This window comes from Curtobacterium sp. MCBD17_013, assembly GCF_003234565.1.
In the GTDB taxonomy this organism is placed as follows: domain Bacteria; phylum Actinomycetota; class Actinomycetes; order Actinomycetales; family Microbacteriaceae; genus Curtobacterium.
In genome coordinates this window covers 55,743-82,149 of record NZ_QKTU01000006.1, presented here as the reverse complement: position 1 = coordinate 82,149, position 26,407 = coordinate 55,743, and the positions used below count along the sequence as shown (strand labels likewise).

Sequence of the window (26,407 nt, the reverse complement as noted above, 5' to 3'; positions counted from 1 at the left end):
GGCAGCAGCGACGCCGACGACAGGGGGACCGATGCCGAGGGAACGTCTCGACCTGCCGGGGATCCCCTGGAGCCGGGTGTCGCCGCGCCTGGTCTGGACCGAACTCGTCACCGTCCTCGTCGTCGGGGTGGTCATCACCGCCGGGTGCTTCCTCATCGGCGTGGCGTTCCGGGGGTCCTCACCGACGACCGCGCTCGTGTGGACGCTCATCGGGCTCGCCGCCGCGGTGGTCACCGCCCTCGTCGCTGCCTTCACGCCCCGGCGGATCCGGTCGATCGGGTACGCCCTCCGCGACGACGACCTCGTGGTGCGGCGCGGACTCATGTTCCAGCGGTTCATCGCCGTCCCGTACGGCCGCATGCAGCTCGTCGACATCAGCCGCGGGCCGCTCGGTCGTGCCCTCGGTCTGAGCGACCTCCGGTTCGTGACGGCGGCGGCGAGCACGAACGTCCGGCTGCCCGGGCTCCCCGAGGCCGACGCGGACCGCCTGCGCGACGAACTCGTCGCGATGGCCGAGAGCCGACGGGTCGGGCTGTGACCTCCCGGCCGTCCGGCCCGCCGCTGCCGCCGCTGCCGCCGCTCCCGCAGCCCCACCGGCAGGGCGACGCCGCCGCGGCCGCCGACCTGACCGACGGGACGTGGCACCGCCTGCACCCGCTGACGCCGCTGCTCCGCGGAGGGATCGCGTTGCTCGTGATCCTCGGGTGGGTGGTCAACACCCTCCGCGAGCGGCTGCTCGACCTCGTGATCCCGGGTGGTGCCCGGGGCGGCGAGCAGGGCGACCCGATCGACTACGTCGTCCGCCACGACTACGTGGGCGTCGCGCTCCTCGGGGTGCTCGTGTTCATCCTCGTGCTCATCGGCCTGTTCACGCTGTCCTGGCGCATGCACACCTTCCGCGTGACCGGCGAGGTCGTCGAGGTCCGCTCGGGCGTGCTGTTCCGGAACCACCGCAAGGCCCGCCTCGACCGCATCCAGGCCGTCAACGTCGTCCGCCCGTTCGTGGCCCGGCTCGTCGGCACGGCCCGGCTCGAGATCTCGCAGGCGGGCAACGACGCGAACGTGCAGCTGGCGTACCTCGGCTCGCGGCCGGCCGACGACCTGCGGCAGCGCATCCTGCTGCTGGCGAGCGGTGCCCGCGCCGACGTGCCGGGCGGGTCCCGGGCCTCCCGGCCGGCGGGACGGTTCGTCGACGAGCGGATGACGGAGTTCCTGGCCCCGGAACTCGACCCCGCCGCGGTGCGCGCCACGCGCGTCGTGCGCGTGCACACCGGGCGGCTCATCGGCTCCGTGCTCCTGTCGAACACGACCGTCGTGCTCGCCCTCGCCGCGGTCGGCATCATCGTGAGCGTCGCCGTGACGGGCCAGTACTTCCTGCTCGTGACGTTGTTCCCGGCGATGATCGGCGCCGTCGGGGTCACGGTCCGCCGCTTCACGAAGTCGCTGCAGTACTCGATCGCGGCGACCCCGGACGGGATCCGCATCGGCTACGGCCTCGTGTCGACCTCGAACGAGACCCTGCCGCCCGGGCGCATCCACGCCGTCGCGGTCACGCAGCCGCTGCTGTGGCGTCCGTTCGGCTGGTGGGACGTCCGCGTCAACCGCGCCTCGCACGCCGGCGGCTCCCGTCAGAACCAGCAGACGTCCTCGGTCGTGCTGCCCGTCGGTGACACCGCGGACGTCCGTGCGGTGCTCGAGATCATCCTGCCGGAGCTCGTCGGCACCGCGGTCGCCGGGCCCGCCGCCTCCTTCGCCAGCCTGCAGGAGGGCTCGGCCGCCGCGGTCGACGTCGTGCAGGGCAGCCTGACGGGGTCGGGTGACGCCGGTGGGTTCACGCGGTCACCCGGTCGCGGCGCCTGGCTCCGACCGCTGTCCTGGCGTCGCAACGGCTACCGGAGCGTCCCCGGGGCGGTGCTGCTCCGCCTCGGCGCGGTCTGGCGGTCGCTCGTCGTCGTGCCCCTGCCGCGCGTGCAGAGCATCCGGGTGGCACAGGGCCCCCTCGAGCGCGCGCTCGGGCTCGCCGAGGTCCACGTGCACACCGTGCACGGACCGGTCGTCGCGCGCATCGGCGCGCTCGCCGTGCCCGACGCGATGCGGCTGTTCTCCGGCACCGAGGCCGAGGCCGTCCGCGCGGCCGCCGCCGACACCTCGCACCGGTGGCGTGACGACCGGGAGGCCCGGGGCGCCGACCCCGCGTCGGTCACCGCACCCGTTGGGTGGGAGCACGTGCCACGACCGGACGGAGGACCACGATGAGCGAGCGGGCCGGACGACTCGGGGTCGGCGTCGTCGGTGCGGGCCGGGTGGGCCCGGTGCTCGGCGCCGCGCTCGCGAACGCGGGGCACGCGGTCGTCGGCATCACCGCGGTCTCCGACGCGGGACTCGACCGGGCCGAGGCGCTCCTGCCCGGCGCGCCCGTGCTCGGGACCCCGGAACTCGTCGAGCGGAGCGAACTCGTCCTGCTCGCCGTGCCGGACGACCAGCTGCCGGGGCTCGTGCAGGGTCTGGCCGACGCCGGCATCTGGCAGGCGGGACAGCTCGTCGTGCACACGAGCCCGGACCACGGGGTCGGGGTCCTCGCGCCCGCGACCGCCCAGGGCGTCATCCCGCTGGCGATCCACCCCGCGATGGCGTTCACGGGCACGAGCGTCGACCTCGCCCGCCTCCGGGACGCCTACTGCGCGGTGACCTCGCCCGCGCCGGTGTTGCCGATCGCGCAGGCGCTCGTGGTCGAGATGGGTGCCGAGCCGGTCGTCGTCCGTGAGGCCGACCGCGCCGCCTACGCCGACGCGGTCCGGGCCGCGGTGGACTTCTCGAGCGCGATCGTCGACCAGGCCGCCGGGACGCTGGCGGCGATCGGCGTCGACCACCCGGGACGGGTGCTCGGTGCGCTCGTCCGGTCCGCCGTCGAGAACGCGCTCGCGCAGGCGGACGGGCAGCAGGCGCTGTAGCGGTGCGCGGTCCCCGGCCAGCGTCTCCCGGCCGGCGTCTCCCGGCCGGCTGCGCCGTGGTGGGCCGGTAGCATCGACGCATCCCCCACGACCCCCGGAGCTGCGCGCGCGATGACCGACGAACCCGCTGACACCACCGACCCCGAGGCCGTCGCCCTCGAGACCGCCCGCATCGACGCCGAGGCAGCCGCCGCGGCCGAGACGAGCGAGCAGCGTCAGGTGCGCCTCGACAAGCGGGAGCGGTTGCTGGCGGCGGGCATCGAGGCCTACCCGGTCGAGCTCGGGATCACGACGACGATCCCCGCGGTCCGCGCCGAGCACGCCGACCTGCCGAGCGGCGAGGAGACCGACGACGTCGTCGGGCTCGCCGGCCGCGTGGTGCACGCGCGGAACACGGGCAAGCTGTGCTTCGCGACCCTCCAGTCCGGCGACGGCTCCCGCATCCAGGCGATGGTGTCGCTCGCCGAGGTCGGGGACGAGTCGCTCGCGCGCTGGAAGGAGTTCGTCGACCTCGGTGACCACGTGTTCGTGCACGGCCGCGTGATCTCGTCCCGCCGCGGCGAGCTGAGCGTCATGGTCGACGACTGGGCGATCGCGGCGAAGGCGATCCTGCCGCTGCCGAACCTGCACACCGAGTTGAGCGAGGAGACCCGGGTCCGCGCCCGCTACCTCGACCTCATCGTCCGCGAGCAGGCCCGCACCACCGTGCGCGCACGTGCCGGCGTGATGCAGTCGCTCCGCGCGACGTTCGCGGCCCACGACTACCTCGAGGTCGAGACGCCGATGCTGCAGACCCAGCACGGTGGCGCGTCGGCCCGCCCGTTCGTGACGCACTCGAACGCGTTCGACACCGAGCTGTACCTCCGGATCGCGCCCGAGCTGTTCCTCAAGCGCGCGGTCGTCGGCGGCATCGAGCGTGTGTTCGAGATCAACCGGAACTTCCGGAACGAGGGCGCCGACTCCACGCACTCGCCCGAGTTCGCGATGCTCGAGGCGTACCAGGCCTACGGCAACTACGAGCAGATGGCCGACCTGACGCAGGAGCTCGTGCAGAACGCCGCGCTCGCCGTCACGGGCGGGCTCGTCGTGACGCTCGCCGACGGCACCGAGTACGACCTCGGCGGCGAGTGGGACCGCATCGACATGTACGGGTCGCTCTCGGCCGCGGCCGGTCGCGAGATCACGCCCGACACCCCGCTCGCCGAGCTGCAGGCGCTCGCCGAGGCCGAGGGCGTCGAGGTCGCGCACGCCACCCACGGCAAGTACGTCGAGGAGCTCTGGGAGCACTTCGTCATCGACTCGCTCGAGCGCCCGACGTTCGTCATGAACTTCCCGGTGGACACGTCCCCGCTGACGCGGGAGCACCGGTCGCGCCCGGGCGTCGTCGAGAAGTGGGACCTCTACGTCCGCGGGTTCGAGCTCGCCACGGCGTACTCCGAGCTCGTCGACCCGGTGGTGCAACGCGAGCGGTTCGTCGAGCAGGCGAAGCTCGCCGCGGGCGGCGACGTCGAGGCCATGCGCGTCGACGAGGAGTTCCTGCGCGCCCTCGAGCACGGCATGCCGCCGTCGGGCGGGATGGGGATGGGCATCGACCGCCTGCTCATGGCGATCACGGGCCTCGGGATCCGCGAGACGATCCTGTTCCCGCTCGTCAAGGGGGCTGGAGCTTAGGGCAACGCGCCAGCGTTGCGCGACGCTAGCCCCGGGCGAGCCTGCGAGCACGGCAGTCGACGCACTCCTGCGCACACGGACGACAACGGGACGTGCGGGCGCATGCGCACTCGTCGTCGGCGTGCGCACACGGCGGACGGGCTCCGCTCGCTGGCCGTGCGCTCAGGTCCCCCGCACGGCACCCCGAGCACCGGGACGTACCATGGTCGCGTGCCTCATGGAGTCGTGACCGGGATCATCTTCTCGCTGACGCCGACCGTCGTCGTCGGCCTGGTGTTCTGGTTCGTCATGCGGGCGATCATCCGGGCCGACCGCACCGAGCGCGCGACCTACGCCAAGCTCGAACGGGAGGAACGCGCCCGTTTCACCGCGGAGCGTGCCGCCGGTGGACCCGGCGCGGGTACCGCGGGGCCGCGTGACGTGCAGGCGCCGAGCCGCCCCGCAGCCGTCCCCGCCTCGCCGCAGTCCGCGGAGTAGTCGCTCCCGGACGTCCGGCGGTCAGCGCCGCGACACGAGCCGTTCACCCCGCCGTCGTCGGGGCTGGTCAGCATCGCCGGCATGACCGATCTGCTGCATGCCGTCGCCCGCTCGTTCGTCGGGGACATCGAGAGCGAGTACGACGAGTTCGACCTCGACGCCGAAGCGGAGGGGACCCAGCGACGCACGGACTGGCTCGAACCGAGCTGGTGACCGCCGATCGACCCCCGGGTGACGAGCGTGTTACGGGATCGTTGCCGAAAAGGGGTACGGACGTGCCGCGGGGGCCCCATCCGCACGCGTACCCCGGAACGTGTCGGCCGCCGGGTGACAGGGCGGGGTACAGTCCCGGAATCGGTTCGGACGCGGGCGAGGATCCGCGGATTTCCGGGCTCTTCCCCCAGCATCTTCGGGATCGGAGGGCCGGTCGGCGGAGTGGTCCCGTACCCCCACCCGGGGGTCCGCGATGACGAAGCACGGAGATCCCTGGGAAAAGCAGGAAACGATTTGTGGGGTACACCTCCGGCCCGCTTTACTCGTTGCACGCCCCGATGGAGGGGCAGCAGGACCAGCGCCGAACGACACCGTCCGACGTGATCCGGCCCGGCCCAGCCGGTTCGGCCCCCGTCAACCGTCACCGCGAAGGAGAGTCAGCCATGACCATCGCAACCGAAGCTCCGAGCACCACCCGGCGTTCCAAGACCACCACGAAGGTCGAGGCGGCACCGCGCGAGCTCGACAGCGTCGACACCGCGATCGAGGCCGACGAGCGTCTCGCCGGTGTCCGCGGCGCCTCGGTCGACCAGGTCGGCGACTACCTCCGCCACATCGGCCGCCTGCCGCTGCTCTCCGCCGAGGAGGAAGCGGACATCGCCCGCCGCATCGAGGTCGGCCTGTTCGCCGAGGAGAAGCTCGCGAACACGCCCGACGTGCCGAAGCAGCTGCAGCGCGAACTCCGCTGGCTCGTCCGCGACGGCCAGCGTGCCAAGGAGCGGATGATCACCTCGAACCTCCGCCTCGTCGTGAGCATCGCCAAGCGGTACTCGCAGCGCGGTCTGCCGTTCATGGACGTGATCCAGGAGGGCAACCTCGGCCTGGTCCGTGCTGTGGAGAAGTTCGACTTCACGCAGGGCTACAAGTTCTCGACCTACGCGACCTGGTGGATCCGCCAGGCGATCTCGCGCGGTCTCGCCGACAAGGCCCGCACCATCCGCATCCCGGTGCACACCGTGGAGCTCATCAACAAGATCTCGCGCACGGAGCGCGACCTCACCGTCGACCTCGGCCGGGCGCCGAGCCCCGAAGAGGTCGCCGAGGAGCTGAGCATGGACGTCGAGGAACTCCTCGACCTCAAGGGCCGCTCGCACGAGCCCGTGTCGATCCACACGGTGGTCGGCGACTCGGACGACTCCGAGCTCGGTGACTTCATCGAGGACGAGGACGCCGCGAGCCCGAACGAGATGACCGAGAGCACGCTGCTCCACCGGGACATCCGGTCGATCGTCGCCGAGCTGCCGACGGACGAGGCGCGCGTCATCCGCATGCGCTACGGCCTCGACGACGACCACCCGATGACCCTCGACGAGATCTCGAAGGTCGTCCACACCACGCGCCAGGCGGTCAGCCGCGTCGAGTCCCGCGCCAAGCTCCGCCTGTTCGCCAAGGCGGTCAGCCAGGACATGCAGCTCTACCTGACCGACTGAGGTCCAGGACCACGGCCGACCCGGACGGGGTCGGTGCGGGGAGTCGGGTCGTCCTGTGGGAAGGCGATCCGGCGGGGTGATGGGAACGGCCCGTCCGAGTCACACGACTCGGGCGGGCCGTCGTCGTCGGTCCCGACGGTCGCGTGGGCCGCTCCGGTGGTCCTGCACCGGGCCTCCCGTCCTGGAGGCGCGGCCTCAGCCCTCGTCGGGCTCCGGTCGGTCGTGCTGCCGCAGCCGCTGCCGCACCTCGGAGGGGATGAGCTCGATGAGCTGGTCCGGTCGCACCGGGAGATCGAGCAGGCTCAGCTTGACCCGGCCGGTCCGCCCGTGGCGCTCGGCGTCGAGGCGGATCACCGTGCCGGCGTTCTTGCGCAGCCGGACCTCGAGTTGCGCACCGGTGGCGACCTCGCCGACGACGAGCCCGTCGACCTCGAGCGCGGCGCTCCGCGTGCCCTCGGCGATGTCGAACCGGTAGCGCTCCTTCGCCGCGAGGACCACCGAGCGGTCGATCCCGGCCATCGGGGCGACGGGCGTCACGACCGAGCCGGACAGGGCGGGGGAGAGCACCGGGCCCCCGGCGGCGTAGTTGTAGGCGGTGGAGCCGGCAGGGGTCGAGGCGACGACGGCGTCGGCGCGGTAGTACCCGTACGTGAGGCCCCCGATCGTCAGGTCGGCCGAGACCTGCCCGGCGCCGGGGCGCCGGACGATCGTCAGGTCGTTGAACGCGAGGTAGTTCGTGCGGGCACCCGACCACGTCAGCACGGCCTCGAGCGCGTGGTGCGGCTCGAGCGAGTAGTCACCGGCGGACATCCGTTCGAGCGCCGCCGCGAGTTCGTCCGGCTCGATCTCGACGAGGAACCCGACGTTGCCGTAGTTCACCCCGAGGACCGGCACCGGACGGGCGGCCACGAGGCGCATCGACCCGAGCATCGTGCCGTCGCCACCGAGGGACACGACGAGGTCGACCCGCTCGCAGAACTCGACGTCGTCGAGCACCTCGATCCCCGGGCCGAGCCGCGCGGCGTCGATCCGGCGCGCGACGAGCTGACCCCGCCCCGACGCGTGCCAGCGCTGCAGGGTCTCGACCGACGCCCGGACGTCCTTCGAGGGGTGCATCACGATCCCGACGAGTGGTGCCTCCATGGTCCGGAGGGTAGCGGTGACCACCTGACCGCGGCCAGGGTCAGGCGAGGCGAGCACCGCCTCCCGGGCCGTCCGGACCGACTGCGCACGTGGGTCACGCCCACGGCGAACAGGGGCAGCCCCGTGGAGGCGCGCTGGTTAGTCTCGATGTACGTCGCCGGGCCCACCAGGGACCGGCACATCTGTCGGCTCCACCCCCTCGGAGCCAAGGGAGAGCACATGTTCGAGAGATTCACCGACCGAGCCCGTCGTGTTGTCGTCCTCGCCCAGGAAGAGGCGAAGATGCTCAACCACAACTACATCGGCACCGAGCACATCCTCCTCGGTCTCATCCACGAGGGTGAGGGCGTCGCCGCCAAGGCACTCGAGTCGCTCGGGATCTCCCTCGACGCGGTCCGCGAGCAGGTCCAGGACATCATCGGCCAGGGCCAGCAGCAGCCGACGGGGCACATCCCGTTCACCCCGCGCGCCAAGAAGGTGCTCGAGCTGTCCCTGCGCGAGGCGCTGCAGCTCGGCCACAACTACATCGGCACGGAGCACATCCTGCTCGGGCTCATCCGCGAGGGCGAGGGCGTCGCCGCCCAGGTCCTCGTGAAGCTCGGCGCCGACCTCAACCGGGTCCGCCAGCAGGTCATCCAGCTCCTGTCCGGGTACCAGGGCAAGGAGGCCGTCGCCGTGGGCGGCGAGAACCAGCAGGGTGCACAGCAGGGTTCGCAGGTGCTCGACCAGTTCGGTCGCAACCTCACCCAGGCCGCGCGTGACGCCAAGCTCGACCCGGTGATCGGGCGCGAGAAGGAGATGGAGCGGGTCATGCAGATCCTCTCCCGCCGTTCCAAGAACAACCCCGTCCTCATCGGCGAGCCGGGCGTCGGCAAGACCGCCGTCGTCGAGGGCCTCGCCCAGGCGATCGTCAAGGGCGAGGTGCCCGAGACGCTCAAGGACAAGCAGCTCTACTCGCTCGACCTCGGGTCGCTCATCGCCGGGTCCCGCTACCGCGGTGACTTCGAGGAGCGCCTCAAGAAGGTCACGAAGGAGATCCGCACCCGCGGCGACATCATCGTCTTCATCGACGAGATCCACACGCTCGTCGGGGCCGGTGCGGCCGAGGGCGCGATCGACGCCGCGTCGATCCTCAAGCCGCTCCTGGCCCGCGGTGAGCTCCAGACCATCGGTGCCACCACGCTCGACGAGTACCGCAAGCACTTCGAGAAGGACGCCGCGCTCGAGCGCCGGTTTCAGCCGGTCCAGGTGAACGAGCCGTCGCTCCCGCACGCGATCAACATCCTCAAGGGCCTCCGCGACAAGTACGAGGCGTTCCACAAGGTGTCGATCACCGACGGCGCGATCGTCGCCGCGGCGAACCTGGCCGACCGCTACGTGCAGGACCGCTTCCTGCCGGACAAGGCCATCGACCTGATCGACGAGGCCGGCGCACGCCTCCGCCTGTCGATCCTGTCGGCGCCGCCGGAGCTCCGCGACTTCGACGAGAAGATCTCGACGGTCCGCGGGCAGAAGGAAGCCGCCATCGAGGAGCAGGACTTCGAGAAGGCCGCATCGCTCCGCGACGAGGAGAAGAAGCTGCTCGGCGAGCGGCTCCGCCTCGAGAAGCAGTGGCGTGCGGGTGACGTCGCCGCGTCCGGCACCGTCGACGAGGGCATCATCGCCGAGGTCCTGGCGCAGGCCACGGGCATCCCGGTGTTCAAGCTCACGGAAGAGGAGACCTCGCGCCTCGTCTTCATGGAGAAGGCCCTGCACGAGCGCGTGATCGGGCAGGAGGAGGCGATCTCCGCCCTGTCGAAGACGATCCGCCGGACCCGCGCCGGCCTCAAGGACCCGAACCGGCCCTCCGGCTCGTTCATCTTCGCCGGCCCCACGGGCGTCGGGAAGACGGAGCTCGCCAAGGCGCTCGCCGAGTTCCTGTTCGACGACGAGGGCGCGCTGATCTCCCTCGACATGTCGGAGTTCGGTGAGAAGCACACGGTCTCGCGGCTGTTCGGTGCCCCTCCCGGGTTCGTCGGGTTCGAGGAGGGCGGCCAGCTCACCGAGAAGGTGCGCCGCAAGCCGTTCTCCGTGGTCCTGTTCGACGAGATCGAGAAGGCCCACCCGGACATCTTCAACTCGCTCCTGCAGGTGCTCGAGGAAGGCCGCCTGACCGATGGTCAGGGTCGCGTGGTCGACTTCAAGAACACCGTCATCATCATGACGACGAACCTCGGTTCGCAGGGCATCGCGGGTGGTCCCGTCGGGTTCCAGGTCGAGGGCAACTCCTCCGTCGGCTACGACCGGATGCGCGCCAAGGTGAACGAGGAGCTGAAGAAGCACTTCAAGCCCGAGTTCCTGAACCGCGTCGACGACACCATCGTGTTCCCGCAGCTGTCGCAGGACGAGCTGCTGCAGATCGTCGACCTGTTCGTCAAGCGCCTGTCCGACCGCCTGCTCGACCGCGACATGACCGTCGAGCTGTCGCTCGCCGCCAAGGAGCAGCTCATCAAGGTCGGGTTCGACCCCGCCCTCGGCGCCCGGCCCCTGCGTCGCGCGATGCAGCACGAGGTCGAGGACCAGCTGTCCGAGCACATCCTGCAGGGTGAGCTCACGGCGGGCGACCACGTCAAGGTCGACTTCGCCGACGGTGCCTTCCAGTTCGAGACCGGGCGTCAGCCGGGTCGCGAGGAAGTGCTCGCCGGGGCTGCCGAGCCGGCCGGGGAGCTCGAGGCGTAAGGGCCTCCTCCCCACACACGACGCGATCCCCTCCGCACCACTGGAAACGGTGGTGGGGAGGGGATCGCGTCCTGCTGGGCGCGTCGTCTCGCGCGAGGGGGCGGGTCGTCCGGCCCGGGGGCGTTGGCGCTAGGGGTGGGTGACCTCGCCGTCACGGGCGTCGCCGGCCGTGTAGCCGCCGCCGTCCGTCACGTTGCCGCCGCCCTCGGTGTCGTCGAACGTGAGGCGCCCGTCGCCGGTGCTGCTCTCGCTGCCCTGCAGGTCCTCGTTCTCCTCGCTGTCGCCCGAGAGGCCGTCCGCCAGGCCGTTCGTCTGGTCGAAGATGTGCCCCACCGAGTCGTCGCCCAGGGCACCGATGTTCGTGTGCGGGCTCGAGTCGTGCGTGTGGTCGTGGTCGAGTGCTGCGGCGTCGCCCGAGGGCTCCGCTGCGTGGCGCCCCTCGCTGCCGAGGGGGACCGCCGGGTGCTGTGCTGCGTCGTTGGAGTCAGTCATGGCGCGCACGCTACGCCGGGTGCCTGGTGTGCCGTCAGGTCGGATCCAGCTTCCGCCCACCGGCCGGGAGGGACGGTGCGGATCGGTCCCGCGCCTCCCGGCCGTCGTGTGCGCGGCACCCCGGCTAGGGTGGAGCGGATGGACGACCAGGAGCCGGCGGCACTCGCGCGCGACGAGCACGGGATCCTCGTCCGTCCGGCGCTCGCCTCGGACGTGCCACACATCCAGCGGCTCATCGAGCCCTACGTGGCGCGGCGGATCCTGCTCGGCAAGGACAACGTCACCCTGTACGGCTCGATCCAGCAGTTCCGGATCGCCGAGGGACCCGATGGGGTGCCGATCGGCTGTGGCGCGCTCGCGGTGTTCTGGGACGACATCGCCGAGGTGCGCACGCTCGCGCTCGACCCCGCCTGGCTCCACAAGCGCGTCGGGCACCGGCTCCTCGACGGGCTCGAACACGACGCCCGCCAGCTCGGCATCGGCCGGATCTTCTGCCTGACGTTCGAGGTCGAGTTCTTCACGAAGCACGGCTACCTGGAGATCGGGGAGTCCGTCGTGTCGCCCGAGGTCTACGCGGAGCTCGTGCGGTCGTCGGACGAGGGCGTCGCGGAGTTCCTCGACCTCGCCCGGGTCAAGCCGAACACGCTCGGCAACACCCGGATGCTCAAGATCCTCTGAGCCGCTCGCGCCGGTCCGGCGTCGCTCCGCGGGAACCCCGCCGAGCGGACCTACCCTGTCCGCATGTCGTCGTTCCGCAACCCCGTCGGCGGTCAGCCCGCCGCTGTGTACTGGCGGCGGCGCGCCATCGTCGGCGGTGCGCTGCTCCTCGTCATCGTCGTCGTGCTCCTCATCGTCTTCGGCCACGGCGGCGGATCGGAGGCCGCTCCCGCTCCCTCGGCCAGCGCCTCCCGGACTGCGTCCGCGCACCGGTCGTCGAGCGCGGCCGAGCGTGCCGCTGCGCGCGCCGCCGCTGCCGACGCCGCGGCGAACGCATCGGCACGAGCGAGCGCCGCAGCCACCGCGGCCGCGACCGCGATCGCCACCCCCGAGGCCGGGGCCACCGCCGGCGCGACGTCCGCACCCGCAGCCGGGTCGACGAAGAACGGCGCCACCTGCCGCAAGTCGCAGATCACGCTCAAGGCCCTGACCGACAAGACGCAGTACGGCCCCACGGAGGAACCGAAGATCTCGATGTCCATCACGAACACCGCGTCGACGAGCTGCCACATGGACCTCGGCTCGAGCCAGCAGGTCCTCACGATCACGAGCGGCACCGAGACGTACTGGTCGAGCAAGGACTGCCAGACCGGCGGCACCGACCAGGACATCACCATCAAGGGCGGCCAGACCCTGACGACGCCGGCGATCACGTGGGACCGCACCCGGTCCTCCACGTCGACCTGCGACTCGAGCCGGCCGTCGGTGACCGCGGGTGGCGCGAGCTACCACCTCGGCGTCGCGGTGGGGAACATCACGAGCGCCACCTCGACCCAGTTCGTGCTCCAGTGATGGCCGAGCAACGGTTCCGGAGCGAGCCGCTCGAGGCCGCGCTCGCCGCGCAGGACGTCGCCGCGGTCGCGTTCGCCCTGCGACACGACATCGTCATCGTGCCGAAGCTCGTCACCGGGCGTCCGAAGGACCAGCAGGTCCGGGTGTTCGGCCGCGAGGGCACCGACAAGCGCATCCTGCTGCTGTTCTCGTCCGTCGACGCCTACACCGCGATGGTGCCGGACGAGAAGGTCCGGCAGGTCATGGTGTACGACGCCGCGCGGCTCGAGGAGTTCATCGCTGCGCACCTGGACGTGCTCGAGCAGGTGTTCTTCGACATCGCCGGGCCGAACACGATGCAGGCCGAGCCCGCGGACCTGTTGGCGGCGCTGCGCGCGTAGGCCGGGAGGGCCGGGGCCGGGTCGCGTGGTTCGCACCGGTTCCACGCGGCCGCAGATCGGTGACGTGCGTCCGCACCGGTTCCACGCGGCCGCAGGTCGGTCGCGTGAACACGCACCGGTTCAGCGCGGTCGCGGGTCAGTTGCTTGAGTCCGCGCGCTTGCCGCCGCTCGCCGGGAGGGTGAGCGTGAACGCGGCCCCGCCGCCCGGCGCGTGCCCGGCGCGGAGCGACCCGCCGAGCCGCCCGACCAGCCGATGGGCGATCGACAGTCCGAGGCCGGTGCCGACCACGCGCTGCCGGCGGTACCGATCGGCGAGGAGCCCCCGCTGGAACGCCTCCGACAGGTCGGCGTCCGAGAGGCCCGGTCCGCCGTCCTCGACGGTGATCGTGGTGGACGGCCGCGCCGGATCGTCCCCGGGCGCGATCCGCACGGTCACCGCCGAACCGGCCGGGGCTGCGCGGAGGGCGTTCTCGAGGAGCCCGTCGAGCAGCTGCCGCACCCGCATCGGATCCGAGACGCACGTCGGCAACGGGTGGTGTGCCTCCAGGGCGAGTCGCACGCCGAGGCCGTCCGCGCGCGCGTCCCACGCGGTCAGCGCCTGCGTCGCGATCGCCGCGACGTCGACCGGTTCCGGTCGGAGGGGGAAGTCGTCGGCCTCCAGCCGCGCGAGCTCGAGCAGATCGCGGGTGAAGGCGTCGAGCCGTGCGGTCTCGGTCACCAGGGTCCGCCCGACGTCCGCGACCCCCTGTTCCGGGACGAGTCCGTCCGCCAGCGCGTCCGCGTACCCGCGGATCGCGGTGAGCGGTGTGCGGATCTCGTGGGACACGGACAGCAGGAACTCGTGCTGACGCCCCTCGGACGTGGCGAGGGCGGCGTCGAGGGTGGCGAGGGCGTCGTCGATGTCCGCGACCTCCGTGATGGTCTCGTGCGTCGCCGCACCCGCGGCCATCCCGCGCTCCCCACCGGCGAGTCGTCGCGCGACGGCGGCGGCCCGACGGAGGGGACGGACCACGAGCCGCGCCACGACGATCCCGACGGCGACCGCCACGGCGACCCCGAACAGCGCGGCGACGAGCAGACGGTCGAGCAGGCGCCGTGTGGCCGACCGGACGAGCGAGACGTCCTGCGTCGCGATCACGGTGTCCCCGGCCGACAGTCGTTCGCCCTGCAGCAGGAAGACGTGTCCGGACGCGTGCACCCGCTCCGACAGGACGCCCGCGATCTGCACCCGCCGGATCGCGGCCGCGGGGACCGGTCCGGTCCGCTTCGGCACCGTCGTCCCGTCCGCGTGCACCAGGAGCAGGCGGATGCTCCGGGCGTGGGTGCGGTCGAGGTTGCGCACGAGCGTGCGGCGCTCCCGCGGGGGCGTCGACGCGACGACGAGGGTCGTGGCCCGCAGCTGCTCGCGCGACTGCTGCATCGTGACCTGGCGGACGAGCTGGTACGCGACCCCGACCGTCGCGAACGTCGCCAGGAGCGCGACGGTCACCGTCGTGAGGACGATGCGCGAGGCGAGGCTGGCCCGGCGCGCCATCACGCCGGCCCGAACGCGTAGCCGACGCCGCGGACGGTGCGCAGCGGGACGGCGTCGCCGAGCTTCGCCCGGAGCTGTGCGACGTGCACGTCGACGGTGCGGCTCCCGCGGTAGTCGGCGACGCCCCACACCGCCGCGAGGAGCTGCGACCGCGAGAACACCTGGCCCGGGCTCCCCATCAGGTAGGCGAGGAGGTCGAACTCCGTGGCGGTCAGGTCGACCGCACGATCGGCCAGTCGGACGGTCCGCGAGCGCTGGTCGAGGCGGAGCTCCCCGACGACGAGCAGCTCGGACTGCAGCGCCTGCTGGCTCCGGCGGACGAGGCCCTTGACGCGCGCTGCCAGCTCCCGCGCCGAGAACGGCTTCGTGACGTAGTCGTCCGCCCCGAGCTCCAACCCGAGGATGCGGTCCACCTCGGCGTCCCGAGCCGTGACGAACACCACGGGCGTCCAGTCGCCGACCGCACGGAGCTGCGCGCACACCTCGATCCCGTCGATGCCCGGGAGTCCGATGTCGATGAGGGCCGCGACCGGATGGAGTGACCGGATGGCCTCGAGGCCCGCGCGGCCGTCGCGAGCGATGTGGACACCGAAGCCGGCATCCGCGAGGTAGATGCGCTCCACGTCGGCGATCGTCGGCTCGTCCTCCACGACGACGACCAGGCCGCGGCTGTCGCTCATGACACCATCCAACCCGGTCCCTCCGTCGATCGAGGACGCCTTACACAACCCGTACACAGTCCGAACGTCGTCGTGTCGGAGCGCTCGCAGGATGATCGGCAGGCCGCGGAACCGTCGGCCGCGAAGGAGCAGACCATGAAGACCACCGCATCCCGCATCCTCATCGGAGCAGCCACCGCCGGCGCCGTCGTCGCGCTGACGCTCGGCGTCGGCGCCACCGCCGCGGACGCTGCGACGCCGACCGCCTCGTCGTCGTCCACGTCGTCCTCGTCGTCGTCGTCGTCGTCCACGACGCGGGTCGCGCTCGCGTTCCCGATGCGCACGCTCCGTGCCCACGCCGTCCGACTCGAGACCGGCTCGGTGCCGAGCACGCTGCGGAGCGACGTCACGGCCCTGAAGGGCAAGAAGGGGCACGACCGCCGCGAGGCCGTGCACGCGATCGAGACGAAGGCGATCGGCGGCGGCTACGGCAGCGCCGTCGAGACCATCGCGAAGGAGGCCCAGACGGCGTGGGCGTCGAAGCCGGCCGGGCTCGAGCAGGACCGCCGGGCGCTGAAGGGCGACTCGACGTCCGAGCGCCAGGCAGGTCTCGCCGCCATCGAGGCGAAGGCCCTCAAGGGCACGTACGGCAGCGCCATGCAGCACTACGCACAGTCCGTGAAGACGAGCATCGACAAGCACCTCGCGGCGACGGAGGCGACGTCCATCGGCGCGATCGTCTGACGCGCGGCCCGGACCCGAGTGTGACCTGCTGGCCGCGCCCGGGTCCGCCGCGTCCCCGTCACCAGTCCTGTGCGATCGGGAGGCGCGGCTCGCGTCCGCCTCAGAACGCCGCGTCGAGCTCGCGCTCGCGCACCGACTTGGTCATCGCGAAGGCGACGCGTAACGCCTCACGCAGGTGCTCGGAGTCGGCGCCGAGCACCGTCGTGAACCCGAGCCGCCGGGCCTCGGACACCCGTTGCTTCTCGCCGGTGGTCGGGCGGATCTCGCCCGCCAAGCTGATCTCGCCCGCGGCGGCGAGCGTGTGCGGATACGGGCGGTCCCGAGCCGCGCTCGCCAGTGCCAGGGCGATCGCCAGGTCCGCGCCCGGCTCGGTCAGCCGCATGCCGCCGACGGTCGACACGTAGACGTCGCTGTCCGACAGCTTGATGCCGGCCCGGCGCTCGAGGACCGCCAGGAGCATCGCGACGCGGGAGGAGTCGACGCCGTTGACCACCCGCCGGGGCTGCGGCGCGGAACTCGGCACGACGAGCGCCTGGACCTCGACCGGAAGCGCGCGCCGGCCCTCCAGGGCGATCGTGATGCATGTGCCGCTGACCGGGGCGCCAGCCCGGGACATGAACAGGCCGCTCGGGTCCGGGACCTCGTGGATGCCGTCGCCGGTCATGTCGAAGCAGCCGACCTCGTCCGTCGGGCCGAAGCGGTTCTTGAGCGCGCGGATGAAGCGGAGTGCGGTCTGGCGGTCGCCCTCGAAGTGGCAGACGACGTCGACCAGGTGCTCGAGCAGCCGGGGACCGGCGATCGTGCCGTCCTTGGTGACGTGCCCGACGATGAGGATGGGGAGCGCGCGGTCCTTCGCGACGCGGATGAGGGTCGATGCGACCTCGCGCACCTGGGACACCCCGCCCGCGATGCCGTCGACCGCACTCGACGAGATCGTCTGCACGGAGTCGGCGATGACGAGGTCCGGCTGCACCTGGTCGATCTGCCCCAGGATGACGGCGAGGTCGACCTCGCTCGCCAGGTAGAGCTCGTCGTGCATCGCCCCCGTGCGTTCGGCGCGCATCCGGACCTGGTCCACGGATTCCTCGGCCGAAACGTAGAGGACGCGCTTGCCGGCCGCGGCAGCACGGGAGGCGACCTCGAGCAGGAGTGTCGACTTGCCGACCCCGGGCTCGCCGCTCAGTAGGATCGCGGCGCCGGGCACGATGCCACCGCCGAGCACGCGGTCGAACTCGCCGATGCCCGTGCGCCAGTGGGTGACGCGCTCGCCCACGGCCTGGGTGATCGGCTTGGCGACCCGGCCACCGGTGACTGCGATCGCCGCGGTGCCACGGGTGCTCGCCTGCGTGGCGGTCGCGTCTTCGACCGTGCCCCACGACTGGCACTCACCGCAGCGGCCGACCCACTTGATGCTGGTCCACCCGCACTCGGTGCAGCGGTACGCGGTCTGGGCCCTGGCCATGCGTCGAGGCTAGGCGGCGCCGCTGACATCGCCGCGCTGGCTCGCGGCGTCGTGGCGCTCGGTCCGCGCGTCCGGGTTCCCAGCGACGTGGCTGCCGTGCGATCGGTGCTGCCGCAGGTGCTGGAGGTCCGGGCTGTGCTCGTCCGCGGTGTCGGCGTCCTGGTCCGCCCGCGCCGCCGCCACCGCCGCCGCACGGGGACCGAGCTCCTCGACCTCGCGCGCGGAGAGGTAGCGGCGGATCGCCATGAGGGTGTCGACACGGGCGTCGACCGCCGGCTCGAGCGCGCTCGCCCAGATGCGGTAGCCGTTGTCGTTCGGGTGGAAGAGGTCGCCGTACGTGTTGCGGAAGGTCCGGCGGAGGCCGACGCGCTTCGTGATCTCGTGCAGGGGAGCGACGGTGAGGCCGAACTCGGCGGCCACGCGGTGCACGATCTCGTTCGCGACCTGGACCTTGCGCTCGCGCTCGCGGAAGAACATGCACGGCAGGTCCGCGACGATCGCGTGCGAGGGCACCGCGGCGTAGATGCGGCGGAGGTTCCGCTCGAACTTGTCGGGATGGAAGTCCAGGATGTCGTTCGCCCCGATGACGACCGTGCAGATGTCCGGCGTGTACGTGCCGAGGACCGGGAGCTGCTCGTGCCGGGCACCCCAGGTCGTGGCGCCGGAGACGCTGAGGTTGACGACGCGCAGGGTGGACCGCGACCGCCGCCGGACCCGCCGCGCGAGCAACCCCACGTAGCCCCGGCTCGGGACCGTCGCGCCGACGCCCTGGGCCGCGGAGTCGCCGATCGCCACGTAGGTGAGCTGCCCCTCGTGGTGGATGCGCTCCCGCCACCAGTCCGCGTGCACCGGCAGCATGTCGACGACTCGCTGTGCCGCGGCGCGCTGCCCCCGGACGCCCGCCCTGGCTCCGAGCGCAGCCGCACCGGCGACCGCGAGGCCACCGCCGACGGAGGACACGAGTGCCACGAGAGAGCGCGTCTTCATACCCGGGACGATACGCAGTCGGGCTCAGCGCCAGGTCACCGCGTCCGGGGACGGTGGACAGCCGTGCATCGGGTGCCGCTGGGGACGGCGAGCCGACGGTCCTGCGTTCCTCGGGCCTCCCGGCATGCGGTAGGATGGTCGGCGGTACCGTGTCCGAGCGGCCTAAGGAGCATGTCTCGAAAACATGTGTGGGGGCAACTCCACCGTGGGTTCAAATCCCACCGGTACCGCCACAGAAAACCCCCGTTCGAGCGGGGGTTTTCTGCTTTCTAGGAGTGGCTCTGGTGCACATCTGGTGCATTTCTTGAGCGAACCGCTCCGTGCCGCGGTTCTCGCCGCCGACTCCTGTTCAGCGGGCGGCGCGCCGGGGCTTCTCCCTCAACCAACTCTGGTGCCGCCGGCACACTCGCCTCTTCCCCGAGCATGCACAGTAAAGAGGATGTGCTCGCTTGGGTTCCTCCTGCGGCGGGCTGGATCGGACGCCACGACCGGCTGGCGCTCTTTAGAAGCAGTCGCGCACGGCCGGCCGCGCGCGTTGCTGCCGGGCATACCCAAAGGAAGCAGCCAGGGGATCCACATGGTATGGGACCCGTAGCGCAACGCCTCGCACGCCAGGGTGAGCAGGAGATGCTCCCATGGCCGATTGAAGGTTGCTTTCCACTTCGTTGTCACTAGGCTCATCCCGTGGATACGCCGCTCAATGCCTCGTCTACGACCGCCGGTGCTCTCATAGGTGGTGGACGATTCAATGTACCCGAATTTCAGCGCGAGTACGCCTGGGGTGCCGATGAAATCAACGAGTTCTTCGGGGACCTATCCGGGGCTCTCGGGGACGAAACCTACTTCCTCGGTCTAGTCATCGTGACTGGAGATCAGACCGTAAAGGATGTTGTTGACGGGCAGCAGCGAATTCTGACGCTGACGCTGCTGGCATCGGCCGTATACCATGAGGCGATCCGGTATGAGCGACATGCTCTAGCTGATCGAATCCAGACGACCTTCCTCCGCTCGATCGACTTTGGCACGGACGAAGAGACGCCGCGTGTAACGCTATCTTCGCCAAGGGATGACGCCGCGCTGCAACAGATACTTGCATCACCCGCTCGAGATCTGCCTCAGGCAGATTCCACACACGGCGTGGCCAGCTATCTCGTGAGCGCCTATAAGCGAATAAGCGATAAGCTTCTTGAAGACCTGAAGGACGACCCCTTCCGGCGATTGGGTAGTTGGGCGGAATTCCTTACCGCCAAACTGTATTTTGCAGTCTTCGTTCACCCCGACCCGGCATCTGCCTACCGAGTATTTGAGATCATCAATACGCGCGGACGCGAATTGACTACCGCAGACCTGTTGAAAAGCTACGTACTCAGTCAGACGCCCCCGCAGTTCCGCCCCGAACGCTACGAACAATGGCAAAGTGTTTCGGAGGCTTTCCTGGAGGATGGTCAATCAACATTCGTTCAGTTTATTCGCCATGCTGTAACGGTGCAACGTGGGCACGTGGCGCCCCGAGACCTCTACGATGTTCTTACGGGTAAGCGTCGCTCAGACGACGCAATGTCGCCCGCGGACCTGATGGCCGTCCTGGAGCACCACCTTCCGCTCTACCTCCAGATCGCCGACCCTACTGTCATCGGGAGAGCCTCCAGTGATGAGTTAGGGGTATTCTCGATGCTCAATGCACTGAATGTAATCTCGGTGCGACCCATTTTGTTGGCACTAGCCGACACGCCGGACTCGACTGAGGGGATGCTGCACCTTTTGCGCTTGGTGATGCAGCGGATTGTCACAGGAACGCTCGGCACTGGAAACGTAGAGCGGCGGTTCGGCGTCACCGCACAACGAATTGCGCAGGAGGGGCGGTGGCAAGCGGCGTTAGCCGGCCTGAACGACCTCCGGCCTCAGCCGCACGACTTCGAACAACGAGCAGCGGAACGGTCATTGAACCGTAATGTGCTTGGGGCGATTCGCGCATCTGTGCTGCAGGGAACTATCATTCCAGAACTCGAAGGAAGCGTGTACTTCATCAAACCTAGGAATGCTGAGTGGTCTGCCGAGGACGAGGATCGCGCTTCCTACTGGGCTTCGACACTGGGCAACACGTTCATTTCGACTGAGACACGCAGGCCAATGGGTAGTTCCACCTGGGATGGCTTCAAACGCGAACTCCTCCCGCTCGGGATCGATGCTGAACGTAAGGATCAATATCGCGCAGAGAGCGACTGGGGAGTGGAGCAAATCATCGAGTTCGGAAAGGAGCTCGCGGCGGAGGCGCGGGAGCTATGGTACGAGTAGCGGGGCTGGCGCGACGGCAAAAGCTAATCGGCTCTGATGCTAGATTAGCAAAACTGCTGTCCGTTCTTGATCGCCACGAAGTCCTCGATTCACGCGAGGCCCTCCGTGCGGCACTCGACTCCAAAAACCGACTTGAAGAATACCAACCGCGCGGACCGTTCATTCTGGGATTTGATACTAATGCGGCGTTCAGGCTTGGGCTAAATGGAACGCGCGGTGCCAATGCCGTAGATTATCTGCGCGTTCGGCACGACGGCCCAGTGATAATACCTGGGCAAGTACTGCAAGAGATTTGGAACAATTCGCTAGAGGGCCTAGACCCGAAGGCAAAAAGGATCTCAGCTGCACTGGAAAACCTTCGAAATGAGGCGGCGGGCATCGGGCAGGATTTAGGGGAGACGGGAGAGGCGGTAGAGCGGGCTGTCGCAGAGCTTTCAGGGGTACACGGAAGCTGGATCGACCCCTCGGCGCGGGAAACATTCGAGCGCACTCTCGATGCCCTCATTGCAATTGGTGTAGTGGCCAATGTTCCCCGATCCGAGCTCCTGGCGGTTGCTCGGGCGCGCCATGAAACAAAGACGCCGCCGGGGTTCCGGGATCCTGCAGGTAATCACGGGGACTTTTTTGTGTGGGCTGATTTCTTGTTTGGCGCGATGGAAATGAAGGCCGCTGCCGTGGATGCCGTTGTCTTTGTGACGAATGACAACAAGAAGGATTGGAGCCGTAACGGTGTCGCTCATCCTGTGCTAGCGGCGGAGGCGCGCGCTGTCATCGGCAAACCGTTCTATCTGTGGAGCCTTGAGGAATTTCAACGGTTCGCGACGGAACAGATGGGGTGAGCAGCGCTGTGTTCTACGTGGTGGTCTCTGGTCCGATTGCGGCGGTAGGTGGCTCATCGCATTTGAGGGTGTAGTTGGGGTCTGAAGCCGCCGGACTCGAGCAGGCTCCTGGCGATGTAGTTGGTGAGGTTCCGGAACCCCAGCGCCGAGCCGCGGAGGTGCTCGAGGCGGCCGTTGATCGCCTCTGTCGGGCCGTTGGTGGTGCCGGGGCGGTCGAAAAACGCGAGGACGTCAGCGGCGCGTTGCTGCAGAGTCCGTCCGAGGCGGCGCACCTCGACCAGGGCGGATGGCACGCCGGTGCGGAGTGAGTCGATCACCACTTGCAGGAGCTGTTTCCCGATGGTCTTGTCGGGGTGGTGGTAGGCGGCGATCATGCGTTGGTAGATGCCCCACGTCGCTTCGACCTCGACGTGATCCTCGACTCGGAACACGGCGTGGAGGCGCGCGTGCTGCTTCTCGGTGATGAGGTCAGCCCCGGTATGCAGGGTCCGCCTGGCCCCGATAGAGCGGGTCCCCGGCTCGGCCGCGGTGTCCGTGGAGGGTCTGCTGGACACGTCTGCGGCATTGGTCGAGAGCGTCGCCGGCGAGGCGGATCACGTGGAACGGGTCCATCACCGGGACCGCGTCCCGGAGTTCCTCCGCGGCAGCGGTCTTGAACCCAGTGAACCCGTCCATCGCTACGACTTCGACGGCGTCCCGCCATGCCTGTGGTCGGTCCGCGAGCCAGGACTTGAACACTTGCTTCGACCGGCCGGGAACCATGTCCAGCAGTCGTGCGGGCCGAGTCCTGGTGCGGTTCGGGGTGAGGTCGATGATCACGGTGACGTACTTGTCACCGTGCCGGGTGTGCCGCCAGACGTGCTCATCGACCCCGATCGTGGTGACCCCCTCGAACCGGGCCGGCTGGTCGATCAGGGCTCGGCGTCCTTCGGCGAGGACCGCGCTGTTCGCGGTATGCCAGGACACCCCGAGCCCGGCGGCGACCCGGCTGACGGTGAGGTGGTCCACGACGAGTCCCGTCAGCGCCCACCGGAGTCCCGAGCGGGAGATCTTCGCTCTCGGCTCCGCGGCGGCCGTGGTGTCCTGTCGCCAGACGCGGCCGCAACCCCCGCACCGGTAACGGCGAACCCGGAGCAGCAACGTCGTCGGCCGATGTCCGAACGGGTCATACGCGAGCCGACGCGTCACGGTGTCGCGCGGAACGCCCTCCGCCCCACACCGCAGACACCACTGGTCGTCCGCGATCACACGGCACACGATCTCGGCACGATCCGGACCGAGCCGCTGCCCGACGGCTTCGAGGCCGAGCGCATCGAGGCGGCAGAACGTCGTGAGGTCGGCAGGCGTGAAGGTAGCGTGGGACACGTCGAGGTCTTCCGGATGAGCGGCGTAGGAACCTTCATCATCGGGGGACCTCGACCCCTACCCACTCACAGCCACGCGCCTCCGCTACACCCTCGTTTACGAAGAGCCCGATAGGTCCTCAACCGCTCGTGGCCCCCGCGCGGGGCATGGTTCGTGGGTCACATTGAACGCCTCTCAGATGCGTCAGGGAGCGGCCCAGTTGCTTATTTGTTCTCGCCGGAGCATTCAGAGTCTCAGGCGTTGGCGAGCTTCGGGATGCCATGGGCGCCACGCCGACGGCCAGCCGGGGCCCCGAAAAAAGGTGACTATGAACTCAGCGTGCGGATAGGGGACTCGCGCTTAGCGGTCATTCTCAATCGGGCCGGGCGTCCGTGCTCCCTGGTCAGCGGCGGAGCGGCCATCGATGGCGTCCGCGAGGGCGATGGTTGCCACGTAAATGTGGAACACCCAGTCTAGGAACTCGTCAGAGTAGTCAGCGCGCTGCTTCTCATTACGATGACGGATACTGAACTCGTTCGCTATGCGGAAGAGCGCGCTTTCGTCGTTCTTAAGGAGCTGTTGCCTGATCGTGAGCTTCCGCTTCTCAATCTCACCGGCAAGAAGCGTAACGGAGGCTATCTTCTGTGGTCGCCCGGCGCTACGCGTTCGGTAGTCGCGAATCGCGTGAGCGACTTCATCGTCTGGACTCTGGTGGCGAGTCAAAGTCTCGTTGACACCGGCGGCCAGTTCGGAGGGGAAACGTCGCACCAGACGTCCTCGCTCCCCCCTATTTCGGCTGAGTTCAAGCGGCACGTTGTGCTCTCGTAGTAGGTCGTTAATTCGCCATCGGTAAACCGCGCCACCCGACTGTTTGTTCGCGCCTTCGTCGTAGTGTGGCCCGCACTTGTTGAAGTCGTGGATGAATCCGAACGCGCGTGGTCGTTGGGCTTGGTCGTGGAAGTATTCGATGAGGGTGTATAGCAGATGCTCAGGGTACGTGTCTCGCTGTTCGTAGGGGATTGGCCAGTCGAAACGGATGCCCGTCGCACGCCGGAGATGCTGCTCGACCGCCGCATCGACGCTGTCCTCATATTGATCGGGGCACTCCTTCGGGTAGACGCGAGGGAAGTACCCGTGGGTTCGGAACTCGGCGAGGAGTTCGAGAAAGGCCGCACTCAGTGAAATGTGTAGGTTCGGAGCCTCGTCAGTGAGCCCGTGCCGGTTCGCCCAGTATGCCGGTGCCTCTCGCTCCTGCAGCTTGTTCTTCGATTCGAGTAGTTCGCGTAGCCACCTCTCGGGATCCGGGCCGGTGGCTGGCGTGTCGAAGACGTTCCGTGTCGTCCACATCGATCGATCGAACAGCTCCCGCGGTCCTGTCTCCTCGAAGGCTTCCTCGAGCAAGACAGGGAGCGACAGGGCGAGGGTGCTCGGTGACTTCAGGAGTTGTGTCGCCTCCCAGAAGAACAGATCCCGCGGCCAGCGGAGGGTGTAGTCAGGTTCGGATTCAAGCACTATTTCCTCCAGGCGCCTCGGCAACACCGTACCTTGCGTAACCCGGTCTTAGTGTCCGTGATCGCGGTTGACGTGGGGTGAACGGCGCCGAGCGTGAAACAGCGGACGCGCCTGGGCGAGCTTAGACTCGAGAGCCTGCTCGGCTGTCTCTGGCTCAGCCAACGCGGGTACCAGCGGTGCGACTGCTGCAATCTCTCGAGCAGATGAGTCGCGCGTCGTCGTCGATGACGCGGCCAACGGGGCCGCCGTTGGCGCTTCAACCACGGCCAAGTTGTTCTGAGAATCACTGTTATCGGAAAGGAGGCCGTTGGCAGCGTTGCGCGTCGAGCGTTGCCCCGTGAACTTCTCCAGACTGCGCCGAAAAGTTGCGATAAGTGCCATCACCGTCGGTGTGAGTCGCACCCCTTGAAGTGACCTGATGGTGCATTTGTCTGCGGATGCCGACTGCGTCGATCGTCTCGGCCGCGGTCGGCGTCGTAGCCTGAGCAGCGAGCTAAAGGGGCTCTTCGGACATTTGGTGGGGGTGAGGCGCGCCGGGTGATGGTGAGCGGGTAGGGGCCGAGGTCCCCGAGGATCAGAAACGCTAACTCACTGATCATCACGAGGACCTCGACGTGCTTCACCCTACTTCGGGGTGCGCTGACGCGCGCTCCGCCGATCCGTGTTCCCGCTGTGACGTCCTGCTCGGACTGGATGGCGTCCACGTTGAGCGCGTCGATCGCTCTGATGTGCTGCTGCTGGTGACGGTCTCGACACCGACATCGCTGACAGGATGCCCGTCGTGCGGAGTCATCGCGACCGGTCGCGGACGCCGACGGCGGGTGCTGCATGACGTGCCCGGGACCACGCGGGTCCGGATCGTGTGGCGGCAACGGGTCTGGCGGTGCGACGACGACGGCTGCCACCGGAAGACGTTCATGGAGCAACTGCCTGCGCTGGTCGCCCGGCGCGGATCGATCACCACGCGCGCCGTCGGCTGGGCGGTCGGGCAGTTGCGCCGCGAGCACGCCACCCTTCACGGCCTCGCCCGTCAACTCGGCACGTCATGGAAGACGCTGTGGCGGGCGGTCGAAGCCGAACTCGTGCGACTCGCCGCGGATCAGTCCCGGTTCGAGTACGTGACCGCGCTCGGCGTTGACGAGCACATCTGGCATCACGTCGACCGATCTGAGCCGCGACAGCCACGGGAGAACGCGGGCGCGGCTGCTGGATCTCGTGCCCGGCCGGTCAGGCAACGCCTACAAGACGTGGCTTCAGGACCGCGGCGACGCCTTCCGGCAGGGCGTGAAGATCGCCGCGTTGGATCCGTTCGCCGGTTCCAAGACCGCGATCGACGACACGCTCGAGGACGCGACCGCCGTGCTCGACGCGTTCCAGGTCGTGCAGCTCGGCACCGCCGCCGTCGACGAGGTCCGCCGCCGCGTACAGCAGGACACCCTGGGCCATCGAGGACGCAAGGGCGACCCCCTCTACGGGATCCAGAACATCCTCCGCGCCGGCGCCGAGAACGTCACCGACAAACAACGATCCCGACTCGTTGCGGCGATCGAGGCCGACCCGGCACACGACGAAGTGCTCATCACGTGGCAGTGCGCAGGAACTCCGCTCCGCCTACCATGCGACAGATCTCCCAGAGGGGCGACGCATCGCCGAGAAAGTCATCGACACGTTCCACACCTGCCCGATCCCGGAAATCGCACGACTGGGCCGCACGCTCCGCAGGTGGCGGTCATCGTTCCTGGCGTACTTCACCACGCAGCGGGCGAACAACGGCGGCACCGAAGCCATGAACGGCATCATCGAACTTCACCGCCGCCTCGCCCGCGGCTACCGCAACCGGCACAACTACCGCCTCCGCATGCTTCTCGCCGCCGGAGGCCTCACACCCTGAGCCCCACCAAATGTCCGAAGAGCCGGTGAACTCGATCTTCAAAGCCGAATTGATACGCAACCGTGGTCCTTGGCGCGATATCGAGGACCTCGAGAT

Annotated in this window: 22 protein-coding genes, 1 tRNA gene and 3 pseudogenes; 18 read left to right on the top strand and 8 right to left on the bottom strand. The window is 69.3% G+C overall.

Features of this window, described 5'->3' with window-relative positions:
* Positions 1-31: 31 nt before the first annotated feature.
* The 7 genes from DEI81_RS08655 to DEI81_RS08630 all read left to right on the top strand — a co-directional run bounded on the left by DEI81_RS08655 (position 32) and on the right by DEI81_RS08630 (position 6,802).
* Positions 32-538 carry a PH domain-containing protein gene (locus tag DEI81_RS08655; protein WP_111010314.1) on the top strand — a complete coding sequence of 169 codons (507 nt, stop codon included), beginning with the start codon at positions 32-34 and terminating at the stop codon, positions 536-538.
* Positions 535-2,256 carry a PH domain-containing protein gene (locus DEI81_RS08650; protein WP_258368580.1) on the top strand — a complete coding sequence of 574 codons (1,722 nt, stop codon included), beginning with the start codon at positions 535-537 and terminating at the stop codon, positions 2,254-2,256. Before DEI81_RS08655 ends, DEI81_RS08650 begins: the two co-directional genes overlap by 4 nt.
* A complete protein-coding gene (locus DEI81_RS08645) occupies positions 2,253-2,951 on the top strand; it encodes a Rossmann-like and DUF2520 domain-containing protein (protein ID WP_111010313.1) in 699 nt (232 codons plus the stop codon). The genes DEI81_RS08650 and DEI81_RS08645 overlap by 4 nt, the downstream gene beginning before the upstream one ends.
* A 111-nt stretch (positions 2,952-3,062) precedes the next feature.
* Complete coding sequence (gene lysS, locus DEI81_RS08640) at positions 3,063-4,622, top strand: lysine--tRNA ligase (RefSeq protein WP_111010312.1); 1,560 nt, start codon at positions 3,063-3,065, stop codon at positions 4,620-4,622.
* Between the two features lie 210 nt (positions 4,623-4,832).
* The gene (locus tag DEI81_RS08635; RefSeq protein WP_146244060.1) at positions 4,833-5,099 is read left to right on the top strand and encodes a hypothetical protein; all 267 of its coding nucleotides are present in this window, start codon (positions 4,833-4,835) and stop codon (positions 5,097-5,099) included.
* Positions 5,100-5,180: 81 nt separating this feature from the next.
* On the top strand, positions 5,181-5,312 hold the full coding sequence (locus tag DEI81_RS16550; protein WP_258368579.1) for a hypothetical protein: 132 nt from the start codon (positions 5,181-5,183) through the stop codon (positions 5,310-5,312).
* A 443-nt stretch (positions 5,313-5,755) separates the two neighbouring features.
* Positions 5,756-6,802: a sigma-70 family RNA polymerase sigma factor gene (locus tag DEI81_RS08630; RefSeq protein ID WP_111010310.1), complete on the top strand. Its 1,047-nt coding sequence runs from the start codon at positions 5,756-5,758 to the stop codon at positions 6,800-6,802.
* A 195-nt stretch (positions 6,803-6,997) separates the two neighbouring features.
* Here the strand turns inward: DEI81_RS08630 and DEI81_RS08625 are convergent, their stop codons facing one another.
* Positions 6,998-7,945, bottom strand: a complete 948-nt coding sequence (locus DEI81_RS08625; protein ID WP_111010309.1) for an NAD(+)/NADH kinase — start codon at positions 7,943-7,945, stop codon at positions 6,998-7,000.
* Positions 7,946-8,164: 219 nt separating this feature from the next.
* Here DEI81_RS08625 and DEI81_RS08620 point away from each other — a divergent pair, with 219 nt between their 5' ends.
* The gene (locus DEI81_RS08620) at positions 8,165-10,663 is read left to right on the top strand and encodes an ATP-dependent Clp protease ATP-binding subunit (RefSeq protein ID WP_111010393.1); all 2,499 of its coding nucleotides are present in this window, start codon (positions 8,165-8,167) and stop codon (positions 10,661-10,663) included.
* A gap of 129 nt (positions 10,664-10,792) precedes the next feature.
* Here the strand turns inward: DEI81_RS08620 and DEI81_RS08615 are convergent, their stop codons facing one another.
* Positions 10,793-11,155, bottom strand: a complete 363-nt coding sequence (locus DEI81_RS08615) for a hypothetical protein (protein WP_146244059.1) — start codon at positions 11,153-11,155, stop codon at positions 10,793-10,795.
* A gap of 138 nt (positions 11,156-11,293) precedes the next feature.
* Here DEI81_RS08615 and DEI81_RS08610 point away from each other — a divergent pair, with 138 nt between their 5' ends.
* From DEI81_RS08610 to DEI81_RS08590, 3 genes are all read left to right on the top strand, one after another.
* Positions 11,294-11,833, top strand: coding sequence for an amino-acid N-acetyltransferase (locus tag DEI81_RS08610; protein ID WP_111010307.1), 540 nt, complete (start codon positions 11,294-11,296; stop codon positions 11,831-11,833).
* Positions 11,834-11,896: 63 nt separating this feature from the next.
* The gene (locus tag DEI81_RS16210; protein ID WP_181435358.1) at positions 11,897-12,664 is read left to right on the top strand and encodes a hypothetical protein; all 768 of its coding nucleotides are present in this window, start codon (positions 11,897-11,899) and stop codon (positions 12,662-12,664) included.
* Positions 12,664-13,044 (top strand): dehydrogenase, encoded by a 381-nt coding sequence (locus DEI81_RS08590; RefSeq protein WP_111010304.1) that lies wholly within the window; start codon positions 12,664-12,666, stop codon positions 13,042-13,044. The genes DEI81_RS16210 and DEI81_RS08590 overlap by 1 nt, the downstream gene beginning before the upstream one ends.
* 136 nt (positions 13,045-13,180) lie before the next feature.
* On the opposite strand, the gene DEI81_RS08585 is transcribed toward DEI81_RS08590, so the two are convergent.
* Positions 13,181-14,578, bottom strand: a complete 1,398-nt coding sequence (locus tag DEI81_RS08585; RefSeq protein ID WP_111010303.1) for a sensor histidine kinase KdpD — start codon at positions 14,576-14,578, stop codon at positions 13,181-13,183.
* On the bottom strand, positions 14,578-15,258 hold the full coding sequence (locus DEI81_RS08580) for a response regulator transcription factor (RefSeq protein ID WP_111010302.1): 681 nt from the start codon (positions 15,256-15,258) through the stop codon (positions 14,578-14,580). Before DEI81_RS08580 ends, DEI81_RS08585 begins: the two co-directional genes overlap by 1 nt.
* Positions 15,259-15,393: 135 nt before the next feature.
* On the opposite strand from DEI81_RS08580, the gene DEI81_RS08575 reads away from it, so the two are divergent.
* Complete coding sequence (locus DEI81_RS08575; protein WP_146244058.1) at positions 15,394-15,981, top strand: hypothetical protein; 588 nt, start codon at positions 15,394-15,396, stop codon at positions 15,979-15,981.
* 100 nt (positions 15,982-16,081) lie between these two features.
* Here DEI81_RS08575 and radA read toward each other — a convergent pair whose 3' ends face one another.
* Both radA and DEI81_RS08565 read right to left on the bottom strand, forming a co-directional pair.
* Positions 16,082-17,443, bottom strand: coding sequence for a DNA repair protein RadA (radA, locus tag DEI81_RS08570; RefSeq protein ID WP_111010300.1), 1,362 nt, complete (start codon positions 17,441-17,443; stop codon positions 16,082-16,084).
* Positions 17,444-17,452: 9 nt separating this feature from the next.
* Entirely contained in the window at positions 17,453-18,430 is a 978-nt protein-coding gene (locus DEI81_RS08565; protein WP_111010299.1) for an SGNH/GDSL hydrolase family protein, read from the bottom strand.
* Between the two features lie 143 nt (positions 18,431-18,573).
* Here DEI81_RS08565 and DEI81_RS08560 point away from each other — a divergent pair.
* From DEI81_RS08560 to DEI81_RS15990, 3 genes are all read left to right on the top strand, one after another.
* Positions 18,574-18,663 (top strand) — tRNA-Ser (locus tag DEI81_RS08560).
* A 451-nt stretch (positions 18,664-19,114) separates the two neighbouring features.
* Positions 19,115-20,725 carry a DUF262 domain-containing protein gene (locus DEI81_RS08555; RefSeq protein ID WP_111010298.1) on the top strand — a complete coding sequence of 537 codons (1,611 nt, stop codon included), beginning with the start codon at positions 19,115-19,117 and terminating at the stop codon, positions 20,723-20,725.
* Complete coding sequence (locus DEI81_RS15990; RefSeq protein ID WP_146244057.1) at positions 20,713-21,564, top strand: PIN-like domain-containing protein; 852 nt, start codon at positions 20,713-20,715, stop codon at positions 21,562-21,564. Before DEI81_RS08555 ends, DEI81_RS15990 begins: the two co-directional genes overlap by 13 nt.
* A gap of 53 nt (positions 21,565-21,617) precedes the next feature.
* Here the strand turns inward: DEI81_RS15990 and DEI81_RS08550 are convergent.
* Together DEI81_RS08550 and DEI81_RS08545 are read right to left on the bottom strand one after the other, a co-directional pair.
* Positions 21,618-22,929, bottom strand: a pseudogene (locus DEI81_RS08550) (ISL3 family transposase).
* Between the two features lie 339 nt (positions 22,930-23,268).
* Positions 23,269-24,420, bottom strand: a complete 1,152-nt coding sequence (locus DEI81_RS08545) for a hypothetical protein (RefSeq protein ID WP_146244056.1) — start codon at positions 24,418-24,420, stop codon at positions 23,269-23,271.
* 917 nt (positions 24,421-25,337) lie between these two features.
* Here DEI81_RS08545 and DEI81_RS16685 point away from each other — a divergent pair.
* From DEI81_RS16685 to DEI81_RS16675, 3 genes and pseudogenes are all read left to right on the top strand, one after another.
* A pseudogene (locus DEI81_RS16685) lies at positions 25,338-25,430 on the top strand (hypothetical protein); the annotation flags it as partial.
* 205 nt (positions 25,431-25,635) lie between these two features.
* Positions 25,636-25,923: pseudogene (locus tag DEI81_RS16680) on the top strand (transposase); the annotation flags it as partial.
* Between the two features lie 34 nt (positions 25,924-25,957).
* A complete protein-coding gene (locus DEI81_RS16675; protein ID WP_309146666.1) occupies positions 25,958-26,311 on the top strand; it encodes a transposase in 354 nt (117 codons plus the stop codon).
* Positions 26,312-26,407: the final 96 nt, after the last annotated feature.

What these genes read in the sequence shown, in the direction of transcription:
- DEI81_RS08655 (WP_111010314.1), top strand. Translation starts at nt 32, where the DNA reads ATGCCGAGGGAACGTCTCGACCTGCCGGGGATCCCCTGGAGCCGGGTG.
- DEI81_RS08645 (WP_111010313.1), top strand. Translation starts at nt 2,253, where the DNA reads ATGAGCGAGCGGGCCGGACGACTCGGGGTCGGCGTCGTCGGTGCGGGC.
- lysS (WP_111010312.1), top strand. Translation starts at nt 3,063, where the DNA reads ATGACCGACGAACCCGCTGACACCACCGACCCCGAGGCCGTCGCCCTC.
- DEI81_RS16550 (WP_258368579.1), top strand. Translation starts at nt 5,181, where the DNA reads ATGACCGATCTGCTGCATGCCGTCGCCCGCTCGTTCGTCGGGGACATC.
- DEI81_RS08630 (WP_111010310.1), top strand. Translation starts at nt 5,756, where the DNA reads ATGACCATCGCAACCGAAGCTCCGAGCACCACCCGGCGTTCCAAGACC.
- DEI81_RS08625 (WP_111010309.1), bottom strand. Translation starts at nt 7,945, where the DNA reads ATGGAGGCACCACTCGTCGGGATCGTGATGCACCCCTCGAAGGACGTC.
- DEI81_RS08620 (WP_111010393.1), top strand. Translation starts at nt 8,165, where the DNA reads ATGTTCGAGAGATTCACCGACCGAGCCCGTCGTGTTGTCGTCCTCGCC.
- DEI81_RS08615 (WP_146244059.1), bottom strand. Translation starts at nt 11,155, where the DNA reads ATGACTGACTCCAACGACGCAGCACAGCACCCGGCGGTCCCCCTCGGC.
- DEI81_RS08610 (WP_111010307.1), top strand. Translation starts at nt 11,294, where the DNA reads ATGGACGACCAGGAGCCGGCGGCACTCGCGCGCGACGAGCACGGGATC.
- DEI81_RS16210 (WP_181435358.1), top strand. Translation starts at nt 11,897, where the DNA reads ATGTCGTCGTTCCGCAACCCCGTCGGCGGTCAGCCCGCCGCTGTGTAC.
- DEI81_RS08590 (WP_111010304.1), top strand. Translation starts at nt 12,664, where the DNA reads ATGGCCGAGCAACGGTTCCGGAGCGAGCCGCTCGAGGCCGCGCTCGCC.
- DEI81_RS08585 (WP_111010303.1), bottom strand. Translation starts at nt 14,578, where the DNA reads ATGGCGCGCCGGGCCAGCCTCGCCTCGCGCATCGTCCTCACGACGGTG.
- DEI81_RS08580 (WP_111010302.1), bottom strand. Translation starts at nt 15,258, where the DNA reads ATGAGCGACAGCCGCGGCCTGGTCGTCGTCGTGGAGGACGAGCCGACG.
- DEI81_RS08575 (WP_146244058.1), top strand. Translation starts at nt 15,394, where the DNA reads ATGAAGACCACCGCATCCCGCATCCTCATCGGAGCAGCCACCGCCGGC.
- radA (WP_111010300.1), bottom strand. Translation starts at nt 17,443, where the DNA reads ATGGCCAGGGCCCAGACCGCGTACCGCTGCACCGAGTGCGGGTGGACC.
- DEI81_RS08565 (WP_111010299.1), bottom strand. Translation starts at nt 18,430, where the DNA reads ATGAAGACGCGCTCTCTCGTGGCACTCGTGTCCTCCGTCGGCGGTGGC.
- DEI81_RS15990 (WP_146244057.1), top strand. Translation starts at nt 20,713, where the DNA reads ATGGTACGAGTAGCGGGGCTGGCGCGACGGCAAAAGCTAATCGGCTCT.